This is a genomic window from Kribbella sp. NPDC023972, from assembly GCF_040639075.1.
Lineage (GTDB): Bacteria > Actinomycetota > Actinomycetes > Propionibacteriales > Kribbellaceae > Kribbella.
Map to the genome: position 1 here is coordinate 224,313 of NZ_JBEZZH010000002.1, position 25,941 is coordinate 250,253.

At 69.3% G+C, this 25,941-nt stretch carries 19 protein-coding genes; 10 read left to right on the top strand and 9 right to left on the bottom strand.

The genetic code is table 11. From position 1 onward, the window contains the following. Positions 1 to 53: 53 nt before the first annotated feature. From glgX to AB0F43_RS10345, 4 genes are all read left to right on the top strand, one after another. Complete coding sequence (gene glgX / locus AB0F43_RS10330; RefSeq protein ID WP_360473478.1) at positions 54 to 2,171, top strand: glycogen debranching protein GlgX; 2,118 nt, start codon at positions 54 to 56, stop codon at positions 2,169 to 2,171. Further along, entirely contained in the window at positions 2,168 to 4,600 is a 2,433-nt protein-coding gene (gene treY, locus AB0F43_RS10335) for a malto-oligosyltrehalose synthase (protein ID WP_360473480.1), read from the top strand. Before glgX ends, treY begins: the two co-directional genes overlap by 4 nt. Beyond that, the gene (gene treZ / locus AB0F43_RS10340) at positions 4,601 to 6,325 is read left to right on the top strand and encodes a malto-oligosyltrehalose trehalohydrolase (RefSeq protein WP_360473482.1); all 1,725 of its coding nucleotides are present in this window, start codon (positions 4,601 to 4,603) and stop codon (positions 6,323 to 6,325) included. It begins immediately after the preceding gene. Positions 6,326 to 6,506: 181 nt separating this feature from the next. Beyond that, positions 6,507 to 6,704 (top strand): hypothetical protein, encoded by a 198-nt coding sequence (locus AB0F43_RS10345; protein WP_360473484.1) that lies wholly within the window; start codon positions 6,507 to 6,509, stop codon positions 6,702 to 6,704. Between the two features lie 371 nt (positions 6,705 to 7,075). Here AB0F43_RS10345 and AB0F43_RS10350 read toward each other — a convergent pair whose 3' ends face one another. From AB0F43_RS10350 to AB0F43_RS10370, 5 genes are all read right to left on the bottom strand, one after another. Continuing rightward, positions 7,076 to 9,184: a DUF3488 and transglutaminase-like domain-containing protein gene (locus tag AB0F43_RS10350; protein ID WP_360473486.1), complete on the bottom strand. Its 2,109-nt coding sequence runs from the start codon at positions 9,182 to 9,184 to the stop codon at positions 7,076 to 7,078. After that, positions 9,181 to 10,317, bottom strand: a complete 1,137-nt coding sequence (locus AB0F43_RS10355) for a DUF58 domain-containing protein (RefSeq protein ID WP_360473488.1) — start codon at positions 10,315 to 10,317, stop codon at positions 9,181 to 9,183. The genes AB0F43_RS10350 and AB0F43_RS10355 overlap by 4 nt, the downstream gene beginning before the upstream one ends. 93 nt (positions 10,318 to 10,410) lie before the next feature. Continuing rightward, positions 10,411 to 11,373 (bottom strand): MoxR family ATPase, encoded by a 963-nt coding sequence (locus AB0F43_RS10360; RefSeq protein ID WP_360473490.1) that lies wholly within the window; start codon positions 11,371 to 11,373, stop codon positions 10,411 to 10,413. Positions 11,374 to 11,467: 94 nt separating this feature from the next. Next, entirely contained in the window at positions 11,468 to 12,712 is a 1,245-nt protein-coding gene (locus tag AB0F43_RS10365) for a HAMP domain-containing sensor histidine kinase (protein WP_360473492.1), read from the bottom strand. Next, the gene (locus AB0F43_RS10370) at positions 12,709 to 13,383 is read right to left on the bottom strand and encodes a response regulator transcription factor (RefSeq protein WP_360473494.1); all 675 of its coding nucleotides are present in this window, start codon (positions 13,381 to 13,383) and stop codon (positions 12,709 to 12,711) included. Before AB0F43_RS10370 ends, AB0F43_RS10365 begins: the two co-directional genes overlap by 4 nt. A 53-nt stretch (positions 13,384 to 13,436) precedes the next feature. Here AB0F43_RS10370 and AB0F43_RS10375 point away from each other — a divergent pair, with 53 nt between their 5' ends. The 5 genes from AB0F43_RS10375 (at position 13,437) to AB0F43_RS10395 (ending at position 19,476) form a co-directional block, all read left to right on the top strand. After that, complete coding sequence (locus AB0F43_RS10375; protein ID WP_360473496.1) at positions 13,437 to 15,029, top strand: AfsR/SARP family transcriptional regulator; 1,593 nt, start codon at positions 13,437 to 13,439, stop codon at positions 15,027 to 15,029. Positions 15,030 to 15,166: 137 nt separating this feature from the next. Continuing rightward, a complete protein-coding gene (locus tag AB0F43_RS10380; protein ID WP_360473498.1) occupies positions 15,167 to 16,285 on the top strand; it encodes a hypothetical protein in 1,119 nt (372 codons plus the stop codon). Continuing rightward, a complete protein-coding gene (locus AB0F43_RS10385; RefSeq protein ID WP_360473500.1) occupies positions 16,282 to 16,923 on the top strand; it encodes a helix-turn-helix transcriptional regulator in 642 nt (213 codons plus the stop codon). Before AB0F43_RS10380 ends, AB0F43_RS10385 begins: the two co-directional genes overlap by 4 nt. Continuing rightward, positions 16,923 to 18,560, top strand: coding sequence for a right-handed parallel beta-helix repeat-containing protein (locus AB0F43_RS10390; RefSeq protein WP_360473502.1), 1,638 nt, complete (start codon positions 16,923 to 16,925; stop codon positions 18,558 to 18,560). Before AB0F43_RS10385 ends, AB0F43_RS10390 begins: the two co-directional genes overlap by 1 nt. Positions 18,561 to 18,633: 73 nt before the next feature. Beyond that, positions 18,634 to 19,476: an SAM-dependent methyltransferase gene (locus tag AB0F43_RS10395; RefSeq protein ID WP_360473504.1), complete on the top strand. Its 843-nt coding sequence runs from the start codon at positions 18,634 to 18,636 to the stop codon at positions 19,474 to 19,476. A 6-nt stretch (positions 19,477 to 19,482) separates the two neighbouring features. Here the strand turns inward: AB0F43_RS10395 and AB0F43_RS10400 are convergent, their stop codons facing one another. The 4 genes from AB0F43_RS10400 to AB0F43_RS10415 are packed head-to-tail and all read right to left on the bottom strand — an operon-like array spanning position 19,483 to position 24,412. After that, on the bottom strand, positions 19,483 to 21,804 hold the full coding sequence (locus AB0F43_RS10400; protein ID WP_360473505.1) for a fibronectin type III domain-containing protein: 2,322 nt from the start codon (positions 21,802 to 21,804) through the stop codon (positions 19,483 to 19,485). Positions 21,805 to 21,850: 46 nt separating this feature from the next. Next, the gene (locus AB0F43_RS10405) at positions 21,851 to 23,212 is read right to left on the bottom strand and encodes a protein kinase (protein WP_360473507.1); all 1,362 of its coding nucleotides are present in this window, start codon (positions 23,210 to 23,212) and stop codon (positions 21,851 to 21,853) included. A gap of 13 nt (positions 23,213 to 23,225) precedes the next feature. Further along, on the bottom strand, positions 23,226 to 23,798 hold the full coding sequence (locus AB0F43_RS10410; RefSeq protein ID WP_360473509.1) for a hypothetical protein: 573 nt from the start codon (positions 23,796 to 23,798) through the stop codon (positions 23,226 to 23,228). Continuing rightward, positions 23,795 to 24,412 (bottom strand): hypothetical protein, encoded by a 618-nt coding sequence (locus tag AB0F43_RS10415; protein WP_360473511.1) that lies wholly within the window; start codon positions 24,410 to 24,412, stop codon positions 23,795 to 23,797. The genes AB0F43_RS10410 and AB0F43_RS10415 overlap by 4 nt, the downstream gene beginning before the upstream one ends. 146 nt (positions 24,413 to 24,558) lie before the next feature. Between AB0F43_RS10415 and eccD the strand changes: the two genes are divergently transcribed. After that, positions 24,559 to 25,941: a type VII secretion integral membrane protein EccD gene (gene eccD, locus AB0F43_RS10420; protein ID WP_360473513.1), complete on the top strand. Its 1,383-nt coding sequence runs from the start codon at positions 24,559 to 24,561 to the stop codon at positions 25,939 to 25,941.

Consider the following 25,941-nt stretch of genomic DNA (forward strand, 5'->3'; position numbering starts at 1 on the left):
GCAAAACACCCCACCATGCATGCTCTGGGGGTGGAGGTGGCTACTGTCATCGAGTGCAGAAATGGCCTGGTCGTCCTTATCCACTCGGAGCCACGTACGACGGCTCCGGGACGAACTTCGCGTTGTTCTCGGAGGTAGCTGAGCGAGTAGATCTGGCCCTGATCGGTGACGACGGGGAAGAGCAGTTGGTCCAGCTGACCGAGGTGGACGGTTTCGTCTGGCACGGGTACCTGCCGGCAGTGGAGCCGGGGCAGCGGTACGGATTCCGGGTGCACGGCCCGTACAACCCGGCCGAGGGGCATCGGTGCAACCCGTCCAAGCTGCTGCTGGACCCGTACGCGAAGGCCATTGACGGCCAGATCGACGGTGACGAGTCGCTGTTCAGCTACCGGTTCGCCAAGCCGGACGAGCTGAACACGATGGACAACCGCGAGCACACCATGCTGTCGGTGGTGACGAACCCGTTCTTCGACTGGGGCAACGACCGCCCGCCGGGGCACGCGTACCACGAGACCGTCATCTACGAGGCGCACGTGAAGGGCCTGACCAAGACCCATCCGGCGCTGCCGGAGGAGATCCGCGGCACGTACGCCGGGATCGGTCATCCCGCGATCATCGAGCACCTGAAGGAGCTCGGGGTGTCCGCGATCGAGCTGATGCCGATCCACCAGTTCGCCCAGGACGGTCACCTGCAGGAGCGCGGCCTGTCCAACTACTGGGGCTACAACACCATCGGCTTCTTCGCGCCGCACAACGACTACGCCGCCGGCGGCACCCGCGGCCAGCAGGTGACCGAGTTCAAGACGATGGTGAAGGCGCTGCACGAGGCCGGCATCGAGGTCATCCTCGACGTGGTCTACAACCACACGGCCGAGGGGAACGAGTTCGGCCCGACGTTGTCGTTCAAGGGCATCGACAACGCGGCGTACTACCGGCTGGTGGACGCGGACAAGCGGCACTACTACGACACGACCGGCACCGGGAACAGCCTGCTGATGCGGCACCCGCACGTCCTGCAGCTGATCATGGACTCGCTGCGCTACTGGGTGACCGAGATGCACGTCGACGGGTTCCGGTTCGACCTGGCGGCCACGCTGGCCCGCCAGTTCCACGAGGTCGACCGGCTGTCGGCGTTCTTCGACCTGGTCCAGCAGGACCCGGTGGTGAGCCAGGTGAAGCTGATCGCCGAGCCCTGGGACGTCGGCGACGGCGGCTACCAGGTGGGCAACTTCCCGCCGCTGTGGACGGAGTGGAACGGGAAGTACCGCGACACCGTGCGCGACTTCTGGCGTGGCGAGAAGTACACGATGGCCGAGTTCGCGTCCCGCCTCACCGGCTCGTCGGACCTCTACCAGGACGACAGCCGCCGCCCGCTGGCCAGCATCAACTTCGTCACCGCGCACGACGGCTTCACCCTGCGCGACCTGGTCTCCTACAACGACAAGCACAACGAGGCGAACGGCGAGGGCGGCAAGGACGGCGAGAGCCACAACCGCTCCTGGAACTGCGGGGTCGAGGGCTCGACCGACGACCCGGCGGTGCTCGACCTGCGGGCCCGCCAGCAGCGCAACTTCCTCACCACGCTGCTGATCTCGCAGGGCGTGCCGATGATCGCCCACGGTGACGAGCTAGGCCGGACGCAGAGCGGCAACAACAACGTCTACTGCCAGGACAACGAGATCGCCTGGGTCGACTGGAAGCTCACCGAGCCGCAGAAGGACCTGCTCGCGTTCACCCGCTCGCTGGTCAGGCTGCGCAACAACCATCCGGTGCTGCGCCGGCGCCGTTTCTTCCACGGCGACACCGGCGTCGACGGTCTCGGTGACCTGGTCTGGTTCACGCCGAAGGGCACCGAGATGCAGAACGGCGACTGGACCCGCGACGACGCCCGCGCGATCGCGGTCTTCCTCAACGGCGACGCGATCTCCGAGCCGGATCTCCGCGGTGAGCCGGTGGTGGACGACTCGTTCCTGGTCCTGCTGAACAGCAACCACGAGCCGATCGACTTCCTGCTACCGCCCAAGCAGTACGGCGAGACCTGGACGGTCGTCGTGGCCACCTCGACCGCGCGAGGCGGCGACGGCGACGAGCCGCACGCGGCCGGCAGCACGATCCGGCTCGAGGCCCGCAGCACGCTGGTCCTGACCCGCCCGAGGCGGGCCCAGGGATGACTTCGGCGCCGATTCCTTCCCGCCCCGGTCAGGGCCCGCAGGCCACCTACCGCCTGCAGCTGCATGCCGGTTTCGGGTTCGACGACGCCGTCGAGGTTGTGCCGTACCTGCACAGCCTCGGCATCTCCCACGCCTATCTGTCCCCGATCCTGCAGGCCGCGCCCGGCTCCACCCACGGGTACGACGTGGTCGACCACAGCCGGCTGTCCGAGCCGGCGGGCGGTCGTCCTGCGTTCGACCGGCTCGCGGCTCGGCTGGCCGACCATCGGATGGGTGCGGTGGCGGACGTCGTACCGAATCACGTCGCGGTGCCGACCCCGGCCCGGCTGAACAAGGCGCTGTGGTCGGTGCTGCGGGACGGGCCGGGATCGCCGTACGCGGAGTGGTTCGACGTCGACTGGGGTGCGGGCAACCAGCCGTTGCTGATGGCGGTGCTGGGTCAGCGGATCGGCAAGGTGCTGGCGGACGGCGAGTTGTCGGTCGATGGCGACGTACTGCGGTACTACGAGCACGAGTACCCGCTGCGGCCGGGGACCGAGGACCTACCGATCGCGGAGCTGGTGACCGAGCAGTGGTACCGGCTGGCGCACTGGCGGGTCGCTGACGAGGAGCTGAACTACCGGCGCTTCTTCGACGTCGACACCCTCGCTGCTGTCCGGGTGGAGACGCAGGAGGTCTTCGAAGCCACGCACGAGCTGTTGCTGGAGCTTCTGCACGAAGGGAAGCTCAACGGCTTCCGCATCGACCACCCTGACGGACTGGCCGATCCGCGTGGGTACCTGCGCCGTCTGGCCGAGCGTACGGGTGGCGCGTGGGTCGTGGTCGAGAAGATCCTCGAAGGCGACGAGCAGCTCCCGTGCGACTGGCCCTGCGCCGGGACGACGGGTTACGACGCCTTGCTGCGGGTCGGAGGGCTCTTCGTCGACCCGTCCGGTGCGGCGCCGCTGGCAGCCCTCCACTCCGAGCTCACGGGTGAGCCGGCTGACTTCGGCCCGGTCATGGAGGAGGCCAAGCGGGAGATCGTGAGGCACGGGCAGTACGCCGAGGTGCACCGGCTGGTGGAGTTGCTGGCCCGCATCTGCCAGGACGACGTACGGCTGCGTGACCACACGAGACGGGCGTTCCACGAGGTGGTCGTGGAGTTGCTCGTCAACTTCGAGATCTACCGGGCGTACGTCGTACCGGGGGAGCAGCCCGAGCCTGAGGCGGTGCGTGCGCTGGAGCGAGCGGCCGAGAAGGCGCGGGAGAACCTGGACGAGGACCGGCAGGAGACGTTGGACGTCGTATTGCACCTGCTGCTGGGTCGCGAGACCGGTACGGCGAGCAGGATCGACGAGCACGCGCGGCACGAGCTGATCGTCCGGTTCCAGCAGACGTGTGGTCCGGTGATGGCCAAGGGAGTCGAGGACACCGCGTTCTACCGGTGGTTCCGGCTCGCCTCGCTGAACGAGGTCGGCGGAGACCCGGAGCACTTCGGCGTGACGCCTGAGGAGTTCCACGCGTTCGCGGCCCGGCTGAACCAGCACTGGCCGAAGACGATGACCACACTGTCCACCCACGACACCAAGCGGTCCGAGGACGTGCGGGCCCGGCTCGGTGTGCTGTCCGAGCAGCCTGCCGCCTGGTCGGACGCGGTCCGGGAGTGGCGGCGGCTGTCGGAGGACCACCGGAGTCCGGTGCTCGACGGCAGCACGGAGTACCTGTTCTGGCAGACGCTCTTCGGCACCTGGGACGACGGCCCGCTGCCGGAGGACCGCTTGCAGGCCTATCTCCTCAAGGCGATCCGCGAAGCCAAGCGCCACACCACCTGGACCTCCCCGGACGAGGAGTACGAACAGGCCGTCGCCGGCTTCTGTAGCGCGGTCCTTGCCGACCCAGACGTGATGGAGTCGGTACGCCGCTTTGCCGCAAGACAAGCCGGATTCGTCCGCGCGGCCACGCTCGGCCAGAAGCTGGTCCAGTTGACGATGCCCGGCGTACCGGATGTGTACCAGGGGACGGAGTTGGTCGACCTGTCGCTCGTGGACCCGGACAACCGGCGGCCTGTGGACTACCAGCACCGGATCGACCGGCTGCGGCGGCTGGACGACGGCGCCAAACCCGACGACCTCTCCGATGAGAAGCTGCTGGTCACCAGCCGAGCACTCCGCATCCGCAGGCAGTACCCGGAAGCCTTTGCCGGCAGCTACACCCCACTGCCGACGTCGAACGGCCATGCGGTCGCCTTCGCTCGCGGCGACGCGGTCATCACGGTCGCCACCCGCCTCCCAGCCGCTCTGCACCGCCTGGGCGGCTGGGGTGACAGCACGGTGGTGCTGCCGGATGGTGAGTGGAAGAGCGTGTTGACCGGCCGTGAGGTGGGTAGTGGAGCAGCCCGGATCCACGAGCTGCTGGAGGACCTCCCGGTGGCGCTGCTCGTAAGGAGCTGAATGCACACCTTCCGTGTCTGGGCGCCGAACGCATCGTCGGTCGACTTGGTCCTGCGGGACGGCCGTCTGCCCCTGCACCAGCGGGATGGCTGGTGGGAGCGAGAGGTGGTCGAGGCGCATCACGGCACCGACTACGCGTTCTCCGTCGACGGGAGCGAGCCGCTGCCGGACCCGCGGAGTCCCTGGCAGCCCGATGGGGTGCACGGCTTCAGCAGGGTGTTCGACGAGGACCGCTTCCGCTGGACGGACAGCGACTGGGCCGGACGTGATGTGCGCGGCTCGGTGTTCTACGAGCTGCACATCGGCACGTTCACCCCGGAAGGGACGTTGGAGGCGGCCGCGGGTCATCTGGACTACCTGGTGGCACTTGGGGTCGACGTGATCTCCCTGATGCCGGTTGCCGCGTTCCCGGGGCGGCACGGCTGGGGGTACGACGGTGTGCACCTCTACGCCGTCCACGAGCCGTACGGCGGGCCGGAGGCGCTGCAGCGATTCGTGAACCGGTGCCACGAGCTTGGCCTCGCGGTCTGCCTCGACGTCGTCTACAACCACCTCGGACCGAGTGGGAACCGCCTGGGCGAGTTCGGGCCGTACTTCACCGACCGGCACACCACTCCCTGGGGACCTGCGGTCAACCTCGACGACACCGGCAGCAACGAGGTCCGCCGGTGGATCTGCGACAACGCCCTGCGGTGGTTCCGGTGCTTCCACATCGACGCATTGCGGCTGGACGCCGTACATGCGCTCGCCGACGATAGCCCGGTGCACCTGCTGGCGCAGTTGTCGACAGTGACCGCGGACCTGTCGAAGCAGCTGGGCCGACCGCTGGGGCTGGTGGCCGAGTCGGACCTCAACGACCCGCGGATGGTCGAGCCGGTGGACGAGGGCGGACTGGGCATGCCCGCGCAGTGGAGTGACGACTTCCACCACGCGCTGCACACGCTGCTGACCGGTGAGCGAGCCGGGTACTACGTGGACTTCGGTGAGCTGGGCGTGTTCGCCAAGACGTTGACCCAGGTGTTCCGGCACGACGGGTCGTACTCGACCTTCCGGGGCCAGGACTGGGGGCGGCCGGTCGACCCGGCCCGGCATCGCGGCGGCGAGTTCCTCGCGTACACGTCGAACCACGACCAGGTCGGCAACCGCGCACTCGGCGATCGGCCCGCACTGACGCCCGGCCAGCTCGCGATCGGCGCCGCGCTGGTGATCACCTCGCCGTACACGCCGATGCTGTTCATGGGTGAGGAGTGGGGTGCCTCGACGCCCTGGCGCTATTTCACGGACCACGATGAGCCGTCGTTGGCCGAGGCGGTGCGGGCGGGCCGTCGGCGCGAGTTCGCCGAGCACGGCTGGAACGCCGAGGAGATCCCGGACCCGCAGGATCCGGAGACCTGGCACAGCTCCGTCCTCGACTGGTCCGAGCTCGACGAGCCGCCGCACCACGAACTACTCGCCTGGTACCGCGATCTGCTCGCTCTCCGTGCCCGGACCCCGGACCTCCACGACGACCGGCTGGACTCCGTCGGGATCGCGTACGACGCCGACGGGGACTGGATCGTGGTCACCCGCGGACGTTTCCGGATCGTGGTGAATCTGGCCGCCGGCGAGACCCTGGTCCCGGTCGACGGCGTCCCGACGTACCAGGTGATGGCCTTCGGTACGGCGGCGGCGACTACTGATGGTGTTCGTCTCTCGGGTCATGGCGTCGGCATCTTCGTCGTGTGACGTGAGCCAGACCATCAAGCATTTAACGGGTTTGGCGCATATTCGACATCCAAGTGAACACAAGACGGCGTTCGATTGTGTTCGGGAATGGGTTTTTCCGGAATCGCTTGTGTCAAACGCCACTCGTGACGGACTGTGGGAATCGCCAGCAGGGGTCGCGGGGGTTGACGGGAGGACATATATGACAGTCGGAGGCGTCGACACTTACTACGACTACGAAGAGAAGCAGTGGAAGAGCCGGAGGCTGGGTGGCGGACCGATCCGCCGTGGCCCGGTCTGCCCGGCCCCACGAACAACCGAGCACGCGCTCCACGAGCAACCACACGAACGGCATCCGGCAGCCCGCGAACACGACAAGAAGAAGTCCGTCCTCAACTGACGGACCGGTGGCAGGGCCCGCCAGACCAGGTCACCGCACAGTCACCACAGCGGCCGTCGTGCCGGAACCCGACGGCCGCTGCGGCACGCCCAGAGCAGACCCGCGAGCTGCTACGCCCGCCCCGCCCCCCTCGTTCGCGCACTCAGAGGTCGAGCGCGATTGGGGCGTCGACTGGGGGGAGATTGCCGCTGGCAAACGATTACCGGCGACACGGTGCTCACAGTCGATGACGCAGTCGGGGCCGACTCACCACATGAGGCTTCGCCTTCAACCCGGGCTCGATCAGTGTCGTGGTTGGTGCGGGATTCTCCTGTGAAGTTGTGCCGGCGGGCGCAGGCGCCCCCGCGATCGCCGGCGGATCCGCAGGTCGGCTAGCGGGGGAAGAGGGTTCGGAGTTCTAGGGAGGCTTGTAGGCGGTCTAGTTTGGGGCGGGTGCGGAGGGCTTTGCGGAGGTCGCGTACGCCGGACCACGCCTGCTGACTGAGTTCCGCGTCGGGGGCGGTGCCGGACCAGACTGCCTGGTCGACTGCGCGGGCGACGGTGGTGAGGCCGGGCTCGGTGTTTGGTAGGTCGCGGGCGGCGTGGGCCAGGTCCCGGACTGTCATGCCGGGGGTGATCGGGATGCCGTGGGCGCGGAGGCGGTCTCGAGCTTCGGACCAGGCGCCTACTACGGATGCGGTGCCGGTACGGCGTTTGCGGCGCAGCGCTCGGACGGACTTCAGAAGCGGTACGCCGGCCAGCCAGAGCAGGAGCAGTGCGGCTGAGGCGAGGAAGATCCAGAGCAGAGGGATCCGGATGCCGGTCCAAGTCCGGGCGGCGGTGCCGTCGTCGGTCGACGGCGGGACCTTGGGGTCCTCGATCTGGTCGACCGGTGGGACCGACTCTCGGGCCTGCTCGGTGATCGAGGCGGTGGAGCCGGCCACGGAGGCCCTGCCGGTGGCGGCTTGGTCGGCCGGGTCGAGGGGCCACCAGCCGATGCCGTCGACGGCGACCTCGGGCCACGCATAGGCGTCGCTGTCGCGGACCGTGTACAGCCCGTCCGGATCCGGCTTGGCGGGTGCGCGGAATCCGACCACGAGCCGGGCCGGGATGCCGTTCATCCGGGCCAGGACGACGTACCCGGCGGCGAATTGCTCACTCGTGCCTGCCCGCTGCTTGAGCAGGAACGCCCGAAGTTGCGGCCAGCTGTGGCCGGTCGGGAGCTGACCGTCGACGGCCTGCCGGTAGTTGACGCGCATGTACTTCTCGAGCGCGAGCGCGGTCGCGAAGGTGGCGCGTTTGCCCTGCAAGGGGTTGATCGCGGCGATGTCGGGCGGTATCGGATCGCGGTCGGACAGACCGCCGGGGGCGTCCGCGTCGATGCCCGCGGTGAGCAGGTCGGCCGCGTCGACCGAGGTCGGTTCTGCCCAGGTCAGCTGGTAGTGATCGGGCCGGTGCGGGGCCAGCAGGGTGCTGCCGATCGGCTCGACCTTGGGCTCGGTCACCCCGCCGACCGTTGCCGGGAGCAACTGCCCGGGTAGCCAGGGGCCGTCCAGGTCCTCGAGTTGGATCGACGCGTGCTGTTGCGTGGTCGAGACCTTGATCTCGGGCCCGGGAGTGAGAGCGGACCCCATCCGCAGGAGCGGATGATCCGTGGTCCAGGTCACGCCGTCGAAGTCGTCGAGCGCGACCAGACGCCAGCGGTCGACCGGCTCCGACGCCGTGTACCGGAACAGCACCTTGTCCTTGTCCGTGCCCCGCGAGCTCAGCCGGCTGCCGAGATCGTCGAGCGGACTGGGCAGTCGCGTTCCCGGTGTCGTCGCCGCTTGCACCTTCTGCAGCGAGTACGGCGTACGCCCGACCGGATCGATCGCGCCGGCGACGAGCCCGAAGACGACCGCGGCCACGGTCACCGCCGCGGTCGCCACCCATGGTGCGAGTCGGCGGTGTTCCATGTTGTCCGGGATGAGCAGTGCGATCACGATCAGGCAGAAGGCGCCGGCGATCAGTACGGCGGTCAGCCCGGTCGCGGCGATGTACAGCTGACTGACCCCCAGGACCGCGACGCCGGGAAGCAGAGCGACCAGCGGGGGCGCGCGATCGAGCAACTCGATGGCCAGGAGGCAGGCCACCAGCGTGAGCAGTGGGACGAAGACGACCAGCTCCGGATCAGGCCTGGCGGGCCAGGTCGACTCCAGTGTCAGTCGCCACGACGTGAGTCCGCGTCCGAGCGCCCGGATCGATGCCGCGGTCGGCAGGCCGATGACAGCCGTTGCCCGCAGCACCGTTTCCACAACGGCCAGCAGACCGCCCACAACCACGAGCAACGGACGCCAGGCCGTCAACCCCGGCCACTGTCGGCAGGCCTCGGTCGCCAAGTAGGCGACCACGCACACCGAACCCACCGGGAGCCACAGATTGCCGATCCCGAAGACCGGTCCGAAACACAATCCACCGACCAGTACGCCGGCCAGCACCGCGATTGTCCGTCGCCGGTTCATCGCAAGACCCCCGTCCACTGCTGTAGGGCCTCAGGCGCGGTGCCGGTGAGGATGACCTGGGCACCGAGGATCGGCGCGATACCTTGCGCCTCGCCCAGGCCGAGAACGGTGACGGAGGAGTAGCGGCTGAGCAGCGGTGCCAGCTCCGCGGCCGAACCGCGGACGCCGGTGACGACCACGATCGCGCCGCCGGCCGACGTACCGGTGGTGAGGACCGGAGGCAGCAAGCCGGAGCGACCGTCGCTCTGGCCGACCACGCAGAGTTCGTCGAGGAACAGGCGCGAGGCGACCGCACCGCCGGGTGCGGCCGTGTCGGCGCCGGCGGTGGTGACCAGGCGGCAACGGTGGCCCGCGGTCGACGCGGCGAACAGGATCGAGGCCGCGACCTCGGTCGCCTCCTCGAAGGTTGCCGGAGACAACGGTTCGCTCCTGGTGTCCAGCAGTACGGTCAGTCGGGGCTGGTCGGGATCGGCGTAGTCGCGGACCATCAGCTGACCCGTCCGCGCCGTCGCCTTCCAGTGCAGGTGCCGCACCTCGTCGCCGACCACGTACGGACGGACGTCCCGCAGATCCGCCGAACCACGCAGCGAGTCGTCCGCGGTCCGCCCGACATGGTGGTGCCGTGGCCGACCGGCGACGACCGTCTTGGTCGGGTGGCGTTTCGGGTGCACCCACAGCGTCGCGACCTCGCCGGTCGCCTTGCTGTTCCGGGCCAGGCCGAGCGGATCGCGTCGCTCCAGCGTCAACGGCCCGACCGCGATCCGGCCGCGCCGCGAGGTCGGCAGCTCGTACCGGTACGTCGCCTCGCTGCCCGGACCGAGCCGCCGGATCCGGACCTCCTGCTGATCCTCACCGGCAGAGTCGTGTGCCGCGAACGATGCCTGCCACCGGGTGCCCTCGTTCCGCACCCGCAAGGTGGCCAACGCCGGCCGGCCGCGCTCGACCCGATCGGGCGACAACACTCGCTGCACCGTTACCTGCGGCTGCCGCACGGTCAGTACGGCGGCCGCGATCAGCGCGCCCAGTCCGATCCCGCCGAGCGCCCGGAAGACGGCGTACCCGGCGATCTCGCCCAGTGCGTACGCCGCGATCGAACCGATGAGCACCGCGACCCCACGTCCCGTCAACCGCATCCCGTCACCCGCTCGGCCAGGTCATCGCAGTGGACCGACACGGGCCGCCCGGAACACTGCCGGTCTCACCGTCCTGGGTCCGGGAGATCCGCTTCATGACAAAGTCGCGCCGGCCGTTGGAGCCGGGGTCGCGGCCAGCACCTCGTCCACCACCGACGACGGCGGTCGCTGGCTGAGCTCCGCATCGGGGGTCAGGACAAGGCGGTGCGTGAGGACCGGCTGGGCCACCTGCTTGACGTCGTCCGGCGTGGTGAACGCCCGTCCGTCGGTCGCGGCGAACGCCCGGGCGGCCCGGACCAACGCGATGCTGCCGCGCGGACTGGCGCCGTACCGGACCGCGGTGTGCTCCCGGGTCGCCGCCGCGAGCTTGACGGCGTACGAGCTGATCGCCGGGTCGACGTGGACGGACCGGACGGCCGCGATCGCGTTCCGCAGCGCGGGCAGGTCGATCACCGGGCTGAGTGAGTCCGGACCGATCCGGCCGGTGTCGCCGAGCACGATCCGGACCTCGGCGTCGTGGTCGGGGTAGCCGATCTCGATCCGCATCAGGAACCGGTCCAGCTGCGCCTCCGGCAGCCGGTAGGTGCCTTCCATCTCGATCGGGTTCTGGGTGCCGATGACCAGGAACGGATCCGGTACGGCGCGGGTGTTCGAGTCGACCGTGACCCGGCGCTCGGCCATCACCTCGAGCAGCGCGGACTGCGTCTTCGGCGTACCGCGGTTGATCTCGTCGGCGACCACCACGTTGGCGAAGATGCCGCCCGGGTGGAACTCGAACGTCTCGTTGCCCTGGTGGTAGACCATCACTCCGGTGATGTCACCCGGCAGCAGGTCGGGGGTGAACTGGATCCGGTTCCAGGTCGCGTCGATACTGCGGGCGATGCACCGGGCCAGCGTGGTCTTGCCCAGGCCCGGCACGTCCTCGATCAGCAGGTGCCCCTCGGCGAACAGCGCGGTCAGCGCCAGCCGGATCACCTCCGGCTTGCCGTGGATGACCTTCGCCAAGTTGTCCGCAACCAGCCGGTAAGCCTCGCCGGGCGGAATCGTCGCGCTCATGTCAGTTCTCCCCAGGGTCTACGGCCGGACTGCACTGTGTGACCCTACTCAGTCCAGGTCCATCCGCCGTACAGAACCGGTCCAGGCTGGATTGCTACTCCGAGGTAGGCAAGCTGAATTCGAAGATCGCGCCGCCCTCGTCGGCGTTGTAGACCTTCAGATCGCCGCCGTGGGACAGCGCCACCCAACGGACGATGGACAGGCCGAGGCCGGACGAGCCGCCGCCGCTGGTGAACCGGTCGAACAGGTCCTCGCCGACCGCCGGATCGATCCCCGGTCCCTGGTCGGCCACCGTGACGCGGCCGTCGGCGACCGTGACGGTGACGATGGCCTGGTCGGCACCCGGTGCCCGGCCGTGCCGCATCGCGTTGTCCAAGAGGTTGCCGATTGCCCGTTGCAGCAAGGTCGGATCGGCGCGGACCATCGTCGGCGCCGTCACCAGCGAGATCCGCGCGCCGTCGGTCGGCAGATCCTCGGCCACCCCGGCGACGAGCTGGTCGAGCCAGACCGGCTGTACGGCGAGCTGCTCGACGCCGGCGGCCAGCCGGGCCCGGACGAGCAGGCCGTCGATGATGTCGCCCATCCGCCCGGCGAGGCGCACCGTCCGCGGCAACAACTCGGCCTGCTGCGCCGGGTACTGCGCCGCCGTCTCCGCCAGCGCCCGTAGTGCGGCGACCGGCGTCCGAAGATCGTGCGCGGTCTCGGCCAGCAAGGTCTCCTGCTGCTCGAGTGCCTCCATCGCTGGCCGGATCGCCCGGCCGGACAACCAGTATCCGGCGAGCGCCGCGGCACCGATCAGGATCGCGCAGGCACCCAGGACCACCCAGACCAGTCGCTGATGCCGGGTCGCCTGACCCTCGATGTCGACCCAGGCCAGCACCGTGCCTCCGGGGGTGCCGCTCTGGATCTGGAACGGCTGGACAGCCACCCGGATCCGGTGCCCGTTCAGCGCCTTCCGATCGGCGAACCGGCTCGTCCCGCTGTTCATCGCCTCGGTCGCCAACTCGTCCAGCACCTTGTCGTCGACCGGCGTACAGTTCTTCGCGCTCTTGTACGGCTCGCCGTCCTTCTGCAGGACCGCGAACTGTGGGCAGTTCGCGTTCAGTTCGTCGGTGGTGACGGCGCTGATGTTCAGTGTCGTCTCGTTGCCCTTGATCAGCCGAAGTACCGGAGCTGTGACGACGTTCAGTCTGTCGTCGATCTCCGCCGTACCGCGTTGGGCGTCCAGGGTGATGATGACCGGCGCGAGGATGATCAGGCCGATCGTGTTCGTCACCGTGAACAGCACGGTCAGCCGCCAGCGCAGCCGGCGCAGCCGCTCGGCCGAGGGGCCTTTCATCCGGCGCTGCCCTCGCTGGTCAGCCGATAGCCCCGGCCGCGGACCGCCTGGATCAGCTCGGGTCCGCGCAGCTTGCTGCGCAGCCGCTTGATGGTGACGTCGACGACGTTCGCCCTCGGGTCCGCGTTCTCGTCCCAGCAGTGCTCGATCAGGTCGGTCCGGGACACAGCGTGCTCGGGCCGGACCATCAGGTACTCCAGCACGGAGAACTCCTTCGCTGTCAGAGTCAGCAGTACACCGGCCCGGCGGACCTCGCGGCGCCCGGTGTCCAGCTCGACATCGGCGTACCGCAGGACCGGCGGGCGGCCGGTGCCCGCACGACGGCACAGGCTGAGCACCCTAGCGATCAGCTCGGCCACCGCGAAGGGCTTGATCAGGTAGTCGTCGCCGCCGTGCTCGAACCCTTCCACCCGGTCGGTCAGCGTGTCCCGGGCGGTCAGGAACAGGACAGGCACCGCCCAGCCCTCCTTCCGGCGGTGGTGGACGTAGAGGGCCGAGTCGCCGTCCGGGAGCGTCCGGTCGAACACCACACAGTCGTAGGAGTTCACCCAGAGCGCCTCGTCCGCGGCCGCGATCGTGCCCGCGACATCCACTGCGAGCGCCGCCGTCCGCAGCGCGGCCGGGACCGCCACCGCCAGGTCCTCGTCGTCCTCTACCACCAGTACGCGCACCGGCACCCTCTCGTGTCATCGAAATGTCATCGTCGATACGGATCGTATGTGTCATGAACGGTCACTCAGCGCACTCACCGGCCCGGTTGTCCTTCCGCGTGCTGGGTCCGCTCGAGGTCGACGGCCCGGACGGATCCCCGCTCGACGTCTGCGGCGGCAAGCCTGCCACCGTGCTGACGCTGCTCCTGCTGCACCGCAACGCGTGGGTCAGCACCGAGCAGCTGATCGACGCCGTCTGGGCCGGCCGGGACATCCCGGCATCGGCGCAGAACAACCTGAAGACCTACGTCTGGCAGCTGCGCCGGGCGCTCCCGGACGATGAGCGGATCGAGAGCCGTCCGGGCGCGTACCGGGTCCGCGTCCTGCCCGGCGAACTGGACGCCGATGTCGCCTCCGGGCTCCGCGACGAGATCCGCGACCTGCTCGCCGGTGGCGCCGCTGCCGAGGCCGCCGCGGCGGTCGAGCGTGCCCTTGGTCTCTGGCGCGGTTGCCCGTACGACGGCCTGACCGTCGACGCGACCTCAGCCGTCGACCGGCTCACCGAGCTGCACCGGAGTCTCCGCGAGGACCTGGCTGACGCCCAGCTTGCGCTCGGGCGTCCGGCCGAGGCGATCGCCGTACTGCGGAATCTCACCGACGAGGAGCCGCTGCGTGAGTTGGCCTGGGCCAGGCTGATGACGGCGTACCGGAAGACCGGACGTCGCCATGACGCATTGGCGGCGTACCAGCGGGCCCGGACTGCGCTCGTCCGCGACCTCGGGATCGAGCCGGGAGCCGAGCTCACCGCCCTGCATCAGCAGATCCTGAGCGAGGAGGCGCCGCGGCCGGTCGTGCTGCCGCTGACCTCGAACCTGCCGCCGCGCGTGCCCGGTTTCGTCGGCCGGACCGTCGAGCTTCGGACACTGCACAGCGCCCGCGGTGTGGTGACGATCGACGGGATGCCCGGCATCGGCAAGACCGCTTTCGCCCTCGAGGTCGCGGCCGCTTCGGGTTACGAGACCCAGAGCTACCTGGACCTCCGTACGCCGATCTCGTTGCCGCCGGCGACCGGCCTGGTGATCCTGGACAACGTCGAGAACGCGGACCAGGTACGACGCCTGTTGCCGAACGATCCGGATGCGGTGGTGCTGGTGATCAGCCGCCATCGACTGACCGGCCTGGATCGCACCGGCGCGGTCACCCTCGACGTACTCGCCGCCGAAGAGGCCGAGCAGCTCACCGACATCGACCAGATCCTGCGTTGGTGCGCGGGACACCCCGGAGCGATCCGGCACCTGGTCGAGCGGATGCGCAATCGGCAGCCGTGGACGGTGGCCCGGATGGCCGCGCGGCTCGACGATCCGGCGGCCCGGTACCGCGCGCTGGCCGAGGTGCTGGCTCCCTTCGACGCGGCGTACGACGTACTTCCGGTGCCGGTCCAGCGGTTCTACCGGCGGATCGCCACGACACCGCAGTTCGACCTGCGCAGGGCCGGCCGGCTCGCCGGGGTCGGACCTGAAGAGGTCGAGCCGATGGTCGACCTGCTGATGGATCTCAACCTGGTCGCCGAGCCCGCGCCCGGACGGTTCGTGCTGCTCCCGGTGGTCCGCGATCACGCTCACCGGTTGCTGTTGGCAACGGAAACCAAAGCGGAGTTGGTCGCATGAGGCCGCCCGCCGCCGCAGCCGCGGCTCCTCAGCATGAGGCCGTCCAGGCTTCGGTGACTCGCGCCGTACCGCGAGCCACGTCGGTCGGTGTGCCGCTCGCCCAACCCGCGCCCCAGTTGCCCAGGGCTTCTATCCCGGTGGCGGCTGCCCCTCGAGCTCCCGCACAGCCAAGCCTGGTTGCGCAGCCGCCCGCGCCCGAGCCGGTGGCCGACGCCGTCGGGCGGCCGGATCGGTCGATCCGGGTCGGTCAGATCGTCTGCTGGCAGTTCGCCCTGGTCGCGGTCGGTGCAGCGACGGCAGGTTCGCGTACGGCGTTGATCGCGACGTCACTCGCCGCCGTGTCGCTGGTGCTGCTGACCACGATCCGCATCCGCGGTCTGTGGCTGTACCGCTGGCTCGGTGTAGTCCTCGTCTTCCTGGTCCGGCAGCGCCGGATCGACCTCGGCGACGGCACCGCGATCAACCTGGTCAGCGCGTTCCTCGGCCGAACCGGTACCGACGAGGTCGTCGTCCGCGAACAGCCGTACGGCGTACTCAGCCGGCCGATGGGTGCGAGTGTCGCCCTCCGGCTCGGCCCGGACGCACAGCACCAGGTCCTGCACCGGTTGGGTTCGCTGGCCGACGCGGCCGACGAGCAACCGGTCGAGGTCGGTGTCCAGCTCGTCCTGCACACGGGCGTGAAGCAGAACCAGCCGCCCCGCGCGTGGATCGCCGTGGCCGCCGAGCGTACGCCGGACATCGCCACCGACGAGGAACTCCGCCAGGTGCTGGCGAACACCGTCCGCCGATTGGTTCGCCGGTTCGATCGGGAACAGGTCGAGACCATGCCGCTCGACGGATCCGACGTACTGGCATCCCTCGGCGCACTGGCACACGCCAACGCCGGCCGCGGCCGGATCCACGAACGCTGGTCGACCTGGTCCTGCGGCCCGGTCCGGCAGTTGTGTGTCCGGCTGACCGGATCCGCATCGTTGCCCGCAGCAACCGTGCAGGCCCTCGTCGCCACCTTGCTCGGCACCGGAACGGGTGCCGCCCAGACCATCGCCATCACGGTGACGGCCTCGGCCGATCACCTCGCACCTCACCGCCATGACGCCGTACTCCGGCTGGCCGCGTCACACCCGGCCACGCTCGACACGGCCTACTCCGTTCTGACCACTCTGGCCCGGTCCTTCGGGGTCGAGCCCGAGCGCCTCGACGGGCGGCACGCCGCCGGCGTCGCCGCCACGCTACCTCTGGGGGTTTCAATCTCATGACCGTCACCATGCTGACCAGCGGTTTCCATCAGATCCCCGCTCACAGTGGGATTGCCGAGCTCCTCGCGTCCGCCAAGGACGACGTGATCGCGATGAGCAACCTCACCCCGGCCGGGCCCGCCTTCGGTCCGCGCGACGTCCGGCCCGGCCTGCGCTACCGGGCGATCTACCCCGACACCGCGCGGACCACGCCGACCGCGTGCCGGCACCTGGGTGCGATGTCGATCGCCGGGGTCGCGGTACGGACGATGCCGTACATCCCGATGAACGCGCTCGTGATCGACGGCTCGATCGCGGTCCTGCCCGCGGACTCCGCCAACAGCAGTGTCGCCGTCCTGCGGCTGACCAGCGTGGTCACCAACGCCATCGAGCTCTTCGAGCGGATCTGGCCGGACGCCGTACCGCTGGCCGGTGACGACCTGCCGGACGACACCGATCTGTCCGGGCGCGAGCAGGAGATGCTGCGACTGCTCGCCCTCGGCGCGACCGACGAGGTGGCCGCCGCCCAGCTCGGCATCTCGGTCCGGACGGTACGGCGGATGGTCGCGCAGATCATGAATCGACTCGGTGCCCGCAGCCGCTTCCAAGCGGGTGTGAAGGCCGCCGACCGCGGCTGGCTGCTGGAACGGGCCAGCTGATGAGAGTCCTCACCGTCGCCCCGGATCGTCCCGGCGCATATCCGACCATCGGCTCCGCGTTGCTCGAGGCGCCGGACGGGGCCGCGATCGCGATCGCCGACGGAACGTACGCCGAGACGCTCGAACTGTCCGGCCGCTCGGTCACCCTCCAGGCCGAGGACGGGGCGACGGTGATCCTCGACGGTTCCGGCGCCGACTGGCCGACGATCCGGGCCGTCGACGGCGCGCTGACCCTGCACGGTCTCGACGTACGGGCCGCGGAAAGTATCGCCATCTCGGTCGACCGAACGACGTTGTCGGTCGAGCAATGCATCGTCACCGGCCGGACCAGGCCCGCGATCAGTGTGCACGCGAGTACGTCGTTCACGATCGACCGCTGCACCGTCACCGGCGCCGAGACCGGGATCGTGGTCGAGGGCGCCGGCGGGCGGATCCTGGACACAGGAGTCCGGGAGATCTCCGGCGACGGCATAGTCGTTGCCCTAGGCGCCGATCCGGTGATCCGGAACAGCACCGTCTCCGGCTGCGGCCGGCGCGGCGTCTACATCTATCAGTACAGCCGGCCGGAGCTCACCGACACCGAGATCTCCCACACCGGCACCGAAGGGATCGGCGTCGCCCACGGCAGTACGCCGGTCATCCGGCGAGTGACCGTGCACGACACCCGTGGGTCCGCGATCACCTTCGCGCCTGGGTGTGGCGGGACGGTCGAGGGGAGCCGGTTCACGAACACGGCCGAGCCTGCATTGCTGATCGCCCACGGGGCGACGGTCGAGGTGATCGAGGAGAGCCAGGCGATCGCGGCCGGCGATGGTGGGCCGGTCGACGAGTTGCTCGCCGACCTCGACGCGATGGTGGGGCTGCCCGGTGTGAAGGCGGAAGTCCGGGCTGTGGTGGACGAGATCCAGGTCAACGAGTGGCGTCGTACCGCCGGGCTGTCGATCGGCGCGGTCAGCCATCACCTGATCTTCGCGGGTGCGCCGGGGACCGGGAAGACGACGGTCGCGCGGTTGTACGGAAAGCTGCTGAAGGCGCTCGGCGTCCTGCCGCACGGTGGCTTCACCGAGGTGTCCCGACGGGATCTCGTCGGGCAGTACATCGGGCACACGGCGGAGAAGACGTCGCAGGTGTTCGAGAAGTCGCTCGGCGGAGTGCTGTTCATCGACGAGGCGTACACGCTGTCCCGCTCGGCCGGCACCGGCGGCGATTTCGGCCAGGAGGCGATCGACGTCCTGGTGAAGCTGATGGAGGATCACCGCGACGAGATCGCGATCATCGTCGCCGGGTACACCGCGGAGATGCTCGACTTCCTGGACGCCAACCCCGGTCTGGCGTCCCGGTTCTCGAAGACGATCGAGTTCGAGAACTACAGCGCCGAGGAACTGCTGCTGATCACCGACCGGATGGTCTCCGGCGGCGACTACCTGCTCGACCCGGCCGCCGCTCCGCCGCTGACGTCGTACTTCGACCGGATCGCGGACAGCCCCAACTTCGGCAACGCCCGCGAGGCCCGTCGCTTGGTCGAGGCCATGCGCAAGGCCCAGTCGCAACGTCTGCGCACCCTCGGCCGGATGCCCACCACCGAAGAACTCCGCTCGCTGCTCGCGGCCGACGTACTCACTGCCGCCGGGGGCTGACAGGGGTCCGATCGCGTAGTCCCTGGATCGCAGAGAGTGATTGGGGTACGAGGACGATCGGAGGGCTGCCTCGATGGCCGACGAGAAACCGCCGTACCCGGGCTTCGACATGAGCAAGCCGAGTATCGCGCGGACCTACGACTACCTGCTCGGTGGCAAGGACAACTTCGCCGTCGATCGCGCCTTCGGGGACAAGTTCATCCACGACCTGCCCGGCTCCCGGCAGATCGCGTACGACAACCGCGGCGCGCTGATCCGCGCGATCCGCGAACTGGTGTCGACCAGCAAGATCCGGCAGTTCATCGACCTGGGCAGCGGGCTGCCGACGGCCGACAACGTCCACCAGGTCGCCCAGCGGTACGACCCGAACGCGAAGGTCGTGTACGTCGACAACGACCCGATCGTGCTCGCCCACGGCCGCGCGCTGCTGGAGCAGAACAGCAACACCACCGTGATCCAGTCCGACCTGCGCACGCCGAAGGCGATCTACGACCACCCGGACACCCGGCGGCTGATCGACTTCGAGCAGCCGGTTGCGATCGTCTTCAGCGCGATCCTGCACCACGTGAACGACGACGAGGACCCGGCCGGTCTGGTCACGTTCTGGGCCGACCGCATCCCGTCCGGGAGCCACGTCTTCATCAGTCACTTCCGCAGTGAGAACGACCCCCGCAGCCAGGAGTTGGAGCAGTTGCTGCAGGGGTCACTCGGCCGCGGCCGCTGGCGGACCGACGAGCAGATCCTCGCGCTCTTCGGCGACGGTTTCACCGTCCTCGAGCCCGGCCTGGTCCCGGCCGTCGAATGGCGCCCCTCCGAGCCCGTCGACGACCTGACCGACTGGCAACGCCTGATCGCCGCCGTCCTGGCCGTCAAGAACCAGGGCACGTCTCCCAGTTCCCTGCGAGACGCGCCCTGACCTGGCTCACCCGGACTTCCAGCGGAACTTGTTGGAGGTGTAGGTGGTGCCGTCGGGGGCGGTGACGGTGGCCCAGACGAGCTGGCCGAGGGCGCTGCACGGGAACCGGTCGTCGACCAGCAGGTGCCCTTCGCTGCTCGTGGTCAGGGTGGCACCGGAGTTGAAGTTGCCCCACTTCGACGTGAACGGCTTGACGACGTACTTCGTGTTCGGCAGCAGATTCTCGATCCGGACCTGGACGAACGCGCACACCGGCGGATCGCAGTCCTCGTACTCCGCGCCCGCACCACGCGACGCGACGATGCGCTTGGTCCGCACCTCCTGGCCGATCGAAGCCGCACTGAGGATGGCCTCCTTGCCGGTCACCAGGGTGCCGTCCGATGCCTTGGTGATCGCCCGGACGGTGTACTCGTTCATCTTCCCGTCGGTCAGCCCGGTCCACGTCAGCTGATTGGTGGTGGTGCTTCGCGTCCGTCCACCCATGGTCACGTCGTACCGGAGGAAGGTGCCTTCGCCCATGGTGGGCTCGTCCCATTCCAGGGTGATCCGGCCGCTGGTGCCGTCGTCCCGCACGAGCAGCTCACGCGGCGACTCGGCCGGGTCCCACTTGAGCGAGACCAGGTTCGACCGGACCGCCGGCCCGCTACCGACCCGGTTCACCGCTTGGACGGTGATGTAGTACCCGTTCGAGGTGGACAGTCCGGTGACCCTCGCCGACCGCGCCGTACCGGCGACCGTAGTGGATCCACCGGTCCAGCTCAGCTTGTACGAGGTGATCGGTGCACCGTTCGCCGCAGCGGCCTGCCAGTTCACCGTCGCGTATCCGTCGCCGGCTCTGGCCTGGACACCGACCGGTGCGCCCGGCCGACCGGCCTTCGCAGTGGCCTGGTTGGTGGGTGTCGACTTCGGCGGGGTCGTCTTCCTCGGTGGCTGTGTTGTCGTCTCGGTCTTTCCGGGTGTCGGCCGATCATTGCCGGGCGGAGTGGTCTTGCCGGGCGGAGTGGTCTTGCGGGGCGGCGTCTGCGTCCGCACGGGCGGCGGAGCTGTCTTGACCGGCGGCGGTGGAGTCTTGACCGGCGGCGGAGTCTTGGTGGGTTTGCCGGTCGGCTTGACCGGGACTTCGGTGCCCTCCTCGTCGGAGCCGAGCTGGACGGTCTCCGCCTCCCCGTCGCGGCCCACTACGACGACCCGGTCGCCCTTCGAGCTCTCGACGTACACCCGGGAGTCGTCACCGCGGAACAGGCTCGGCTCGCGCTGCTTCTCGTCGTCCTTCTGCCGGCTGGTGACCTTCTGGTACGAGGTCTCCTTGCCGTCGCGGCCGAGCGTCAGCAGGTCCGCGTTCTTCCGGTCCAGCAGGGCAAGGCCCCGGCCGGAGGAGGCGACCTTGTCGTACTTGCCCGGCCTGATCGGCGTCGTGATCGGCGCGGCCGGCTTGGCGCTGACGTCGACCAGGTGGACGACGGACTTGGCGGGGTCGACGATCGCCAGCCGGCCGTCGAGATCGTTGCCCGCGACAAGGGCAGTGTCCGGTACGTCGACATCGCGGAGCTCAATGCGTTCGCCGATCCCGTCATCGGTCAGCGAGTAGATGTCGCCGGCCGTCAGGTCGACGAAGACCGCCTTGGCGCCGATCACCGTCAGCGACCCCTTATGGCCCTTCGGAACCGAAGCCGGGCACGACATCCGGTCCGCCACGAGCGGGAGCCGGCACAGGTCGCCCTGGCCGACCTTGTGCACCCAGAGGGTGCCGTCCGGGGTGACCGCCGGATCGCCGAGCGGCCCGCCGGGGAGCGTGACGGCCGGCTTGTCGCCGAGCCGCATCACCCGGCCGGACTTCGGATACACGGCGAACGCCGCACCAGCCGCCTCGAGACCGACCGGCTGCTCGTCGACCGGGATCTCCTTCGGCTCGGCGACGGTCAGGTCCGACTTGCCGAACTGGTCGATCCGGGACCGGGACAGGACGTACCCGTTCTTGTCATCCTGCACCACCTGCGCGCCCGGAGTCGCCGAACTCAGGTCCACCTGGGAGTCGACGTCCCCGGTCGAGCCGTTGAGATGGAAGATCCGGCCGATCGCACTGTTGTAGACCCAGTGGCCGGACTGCGTGAAGGCGACGCCGGAGTCGGCATTGCCGGGACTGCTCAGGACGACGACGCCCATCAGGGCGACGCAACCGGCGACCACCGCGGCCAGGCCGGCGCGGGCCTTGCGGTCCGTCGCCTTACGGTCGGTCGCCTTGCGGTCGGTTGTCGCCTTGCGGTCGGTCGTCCCGGCGGCGGCGTTCTGCTTGGTGAGCCGCCTGGGGCGGAAGGAAATCGGCTTCACCGGACCAGACTAGGCGAAACAGGTCCAGGAGTGGTCCAGAAGCCGTCTACCGCTGTCCGACGCAGGTGGCGCCCCGGATGCCGATGCGCGCGCTCAGGTACATGCCGACGCCGTCGATGCCCTGGATCTGGAAGCAGTACAGCAGACCTGGGCTGACCGGCACGGTGACCGAGGTCTTGGGACCGTGATAGCCGACGATCGCCTTCTTCGCACCCTGCTCGGCGACGATGACGGCGTACTCGTCGAGTTCCTGCGGGAACGACCACGACAGGACGACGGACGTGCCCTTGTCCTGGGGCGGTTTCAGCGCGATCGCGCTCGGCGCCGACGTGGCCGGCGTACCGATCGTCGTACTCGCGGTCGGCGTCGTACTCGCGGCCGTCGGGTTCGGGGCCGGGGGAGGCGTGGCGTCGTCGTCCTGGCCCGGCTGGAAGACCACCGGCACGACCGCCACCAGAGCGACCGCGGCGGCTGCCCCGATCAGCAGACCCTTGCGCGACTTCTTCGGCTCTTTCCGTTGCTTCTGGGCAACGAGCTTTTTCGGCTTCGCCGCGATCGTTGCCACCGGCACGGTTCGCCCGGCGGCGAGCTCCTCGCTGAAGTCGTCGAAGTCGAGCTCGTCCTCGGCCGGTCCCGCGGTCAGCAGTTCCTCGAACTCGCGCCGTACCGTCACCGCTTCCGGCCGGTCGTCCGGTTCCTTGGCCAGCATCCGCATCAGCAGCCCGGACAACGCCGGCGGCACGTCCCGGCCGGACACCTCCGGCGGCGGCTCACGCAGTACCCGCAGTACGACGCCATCCGCCGACTCACCCGTCCGCGCCGGGAACGGCGACTGCCCGGTCAACGCCAGATACAGTACGGCGCCGAGCCCGTAGACGTCGGCCTGCTCGGAGAGCTCGCCCTCCCGCAGTACTTCGGGAGCCGTGTAAGCGGCGTCGTCCATCAGATCCCGGGGAAACCGCAGGCGCAACGCCATCCCGAAGTCGGCGAGCGCCGGCTGACCACTGGGCCGCTCGAGCACGTTCGACGGCGTCACCCCGCCGTGCACCAGCCCGACCTCATGCGCCTCCGCCAGCACCGAACTCAGGATCTGCCCGAGAACGATCACATCGCCGATCGGCAACGGCCCGTTCGCGACCAGATCCGGCAACGACTGCGGACAGAACTCCATCCGCAACCCGGTCCGCCCGTCCGGCAAATCGTCCAGCGCCTCGACCCGCACGATCGACGCCGCCGACCGCAACCCGACCAGCTTCGACTGCTCGACCTCGACCGCGTTGTACGTCCGCCGATCCAACGGCTGCGGGTAGACCTTCAGCACTCGTGTCTGCGCACCTGGCAGCAGGTAAACCGCAGCGACCGGCCCGGTGGCCCGCGGTACCAGCGCATCAGGAGAAATCTCAGCCATCAGAGTCATCTTGTCATCCAGCGACGTCCAAGTACGCGCATCCATGGGAGATCAGGAACCGCAGATCCCCCAGGATCTCCGTCAGCGCAGCCATCGGATCCGGTGCCTGCCCGTGCGCCGCCGTCACCGTCGCCCGCACCTCGCAGCTGTGCCACAACGTCGGCGCCACCGACCCCCACTGCCACAACTCGTAGCAATCCGGATCCAGCACAGCCGCCGTACCCAGGCCAGGAATCCCCACCGCATGCCCCTCCAGCCGCTCCGGCGCATTCCCCAGCCCGACGAACAACACATCCATCCGATGACTCCGCGCGAAGTTCGTGGGGTCGTCCACGACCGCCACCAACCCCGCGTCGGCCAACGCCTCCAGATGCTTGACCGCATCCGCGATCCCAGCGCCTTCGCACTGCCGGACGACGTCGTCCACGGTCCAATGACCCTTGCCCACGTCAGGCAGCCCGTGCGCCATCACCCAGACCCCGAACGCGTCCTCGTCGAGGCGATGCTGACTCCACCCGACCCGCACAGCCTGCACACCCTCCCGGGCGCCGCCATAGTGGCCGATCGGGAATACCGTGGCGCTCATCGGACCCTCCGCCGATCGAAGTACGCCGCCCGGACACAGAGCAATCCGTGGACCTCACTCAGTACGCCGGTCAGCATCTGCCGTGGCTCGGTCTCCTCGGGACTCGTCACCCCGACCTGCCGCGCCACCGTCGCCGCGTCCTGACACCCGGTCCACAGCTCCGGCGCCAACTGGGTCCACGCCCAGACGTCGTACAGGGCTGTCGACACCTGCGCGATCGGCTGATTCAGCATCCCCACGGTCTGCAACCACGGCTGCTCCGGATCCGGCCCCAACCCGTGCACCAACCCGAACAACTGATGCTCCCGCGCGAACTCCACCGCATCGTCGGCTTGCGGATCCACGGCCGCCAGCAACCCGTCGACCAGAAACCGCTCGATCACCCCGTCGACCTCGAGCCCCAACGCGCCCGCCCGCTCGGCCAGCGACGCCCGGGTCGGCCGATCCGCATCATCCACCCCATGCGCCAGCAACCACACCGCGAACTCCCGATCCGCCAACTCCGCCACCTCGCCCCCCACCCGAACCTGCTGCCGATGCTCAGGCCCGTTGTCCGGATAGAGCACCCCGAGGTCGTGCCCGACCGGTATCAGCAGTTCTCGATCGTCCGTCACCAGGTGCTCCTTCAGTTCGCCGTCCTGGTCAGGCTAGGTCGCCGCCCAACCGCCGGACCGCCCACGGCAGGAAGCTGTCGCAACCGTCCGATCGCGGGCCGCCGTACGGATCCTGGACCCGACATCCCTGGAAGCGAGGAAGGTCCATGAACATCACAGGTCTGCTCCGGGTCACGGTCGCTGCCCCGCACCGACGCCTCGACCTGGCCCTCCCCGAACAGGCCTCGGTCGCCGAGGTCCTCCCCGGCCTACTCGCCAAAGCCGGCGAACACCTGGCCGACGAAGCCGTCCCCGACGGCGGCTGGGTCCTGCGCCGCGCCGACGGCACCGAACTCACCCTCGGCCGCACCCTCGGCTCACACCGGATCAAGGACGGCGAAGTCCTCCATCTCGTCCCTCGCCGAATCGACTGGCCCGAGCTGGAGTACGACGACCTCGTGGTCGCGGTGGCCTCCGGATCCGGCCGGCTGGGCTCGGCCTGGACCGCCTGGCACACCCGGATGGCGGGTCTGGCGATCGCAATGGCAGGCCTCACGGTCGCACTGGTCACGGTGCTCCGGGCGGGTGCGCCTTGGTCGCATCCGGCTGGTCGTTTCTTGCTGCTGACCTTCCTGCTGGTGACGGCGGCCGTCGTACTGGCGCGGGTGGTCGGTGACTCCGGGGCAGGAGCACTGATCGGTGGTCTGGCCTTGCCGTTCGCGGCGGCCGGCGGTGGACTGCTCTTCGCCGGTACGGGTGACACTCCGGCGATCGGCGCACCACAGTTGCTCGCGGCATCGGCCGCCGTACTCCTGGCCGCCGTCGCTTGTTATGTCGGCGTGGTCGACGGAGCGGCCTTCTTCGCGGCCGCGATCAGCCTGGGTGTCGTCGGTGTCGCCGCCGGCTGGATCGGTACGGCGCAATCGCTCGGCGGTGCCGATGTCGCGGCCATCGTCGGACCGGCCCTGTTCGCGTTCTCGCCATTGCTCGCCTCGCTGGCGATCAAAGCGGGCCGGTTGCCGATGCCCATCCTCCCGCGGACGACGGCCGATCTGGTCCGCGACGATCCGCTGCCGCCACGGCGGCAGGTGTACAGCGCGGTCGTCCGGGCGGACGGGCTGCTGACCGGCATGCTCGGCGCGCTGCTCGTGACGGAGTCGGTCTGCCTGGTCCTGCTGGTCCGCGAGCAGACTCGTTCGGCGACGATCCTTGCCGGTCTGCTCACGGTCGGGTGCCTGATCCGGTCCCGGCTCTACCCGATCGTGAAACAACGTCTGATGCTGCTGGGGCCCGGCCTGGCCGGCGCGGCCGGTCTGGCCCTCGGCCCGCTCAGCCACGAGTACGCCGACCCGGTTCCGGTGGTGGTCCCGTTGGCCGCCGGAGTCGCGGCCGCCGCGATCTTCCTGGGATTGCGCTACAGCACCAAGCCGCCGAGTCCGTACCTGAGCCGGTACGCCGAAATCCTCGAAATCCTGGTGACGCTCGCGCTGATCCCGGTCGCGTGTGCGGTCCTCGGGCTGTACGGCGTCGTCCGCGGCCTCGGAGGCTGA

Coding starts and splice junctions, on each gene's coding strand:
- AB0F43_RS10390 (WP_360473502.1), top strand. CDS start 16,923: ATGAGAGTCCTCACCGTCGCCCCGGATCGTCCCGGCGCATATCCGACC.
- AB0F43_RS10385 (WP_360473500.1), top strand. CDS start 16,282: ATGACCGTCACCATGCTGACCAGCGGTTTCCATCAGATCCCCGCTCAC.
- AB0F43_RS10395 (WP_360473504.1), top strand. CDS start 18,634: ATGGCCGACGAGAAACCGCCGTACCCGGGCTTCGACATGAGCAAGCCG.
- treZ (WP_360473482.1), top strand. CDS start 4,601: ATGCACACCTTCCGTGTCTGGGCGCCGAACGCATCGTCGGTCGACTTG.
- AB0F43_RS10365 (WP_360473492.1), bottom strand. CDS start 12,712: ATGAAAGGCCCCTCGGCCGAGCGGCTGCGCCGGCTGCGCTGGCGGCTG.
- treY (WP_360473480.1), top strand. CDS start 2,168: ATGACTTCGGCGCCGATTCCTTCCCGCCCCGGTCAGGGCCCGCAGGCC.
- AB0F43_RS10375 (WP_360473496.1), top strand. CDS start 13,437: ATGAACGGTCACTCAGCGCACTCACCGGCCCGGTTGTCCTTCCGCGTG.
- AB0F43_RS10350 (WP_360473486.1), bottom strand. CDS start 9,184: ATGAACCGGCGACGGACAATCGCGGTGCTGGCCGGCGTACTGGTCGGT.
- AB0F43_RS10360 (WP_360473490.1), bottom strand. CDS start 11,373: ATGAGCGCGACGATTCCGCCCGGCGAGGCTTACCGGCTGGTTGCGGAC.
- AB0F43_RS10405 (WP_360473507.1), bottom strand. CDS start 23,212: ATGGCTGAGATTTCTCCTGATGCGCTGGTACCGCGGGCCACCGGGCCG.
- AB0F43_RS10355 (WP_360473488.1), bottom strand. CDS start 10,317: ATGCGGTTGACGGGACGTGGGGTCGCGGTGCTCATCGGTTCGATCGCG.
- AB0F43_RS10345 (WP_360473484.1), top strand. CDS start 6,507: ATGACAGTCGGAGGCGTCGACACTTACTACGACTACGAAGAGAAGCAG.
- AB0F43_RS10410 (WP_360473509.1), bottom strand. CDS start 23,798: ATGAGCGCCACGGTATTCCCGATCGGCCACTATGGCGGCGCCCGGGAG.
- eccD (WP_360473513.1), top strand. CDS start 24,559: ATGAACATCACAGGTCTGCTCCGGGTCACGGTCGCTGCCCCGCACCGA.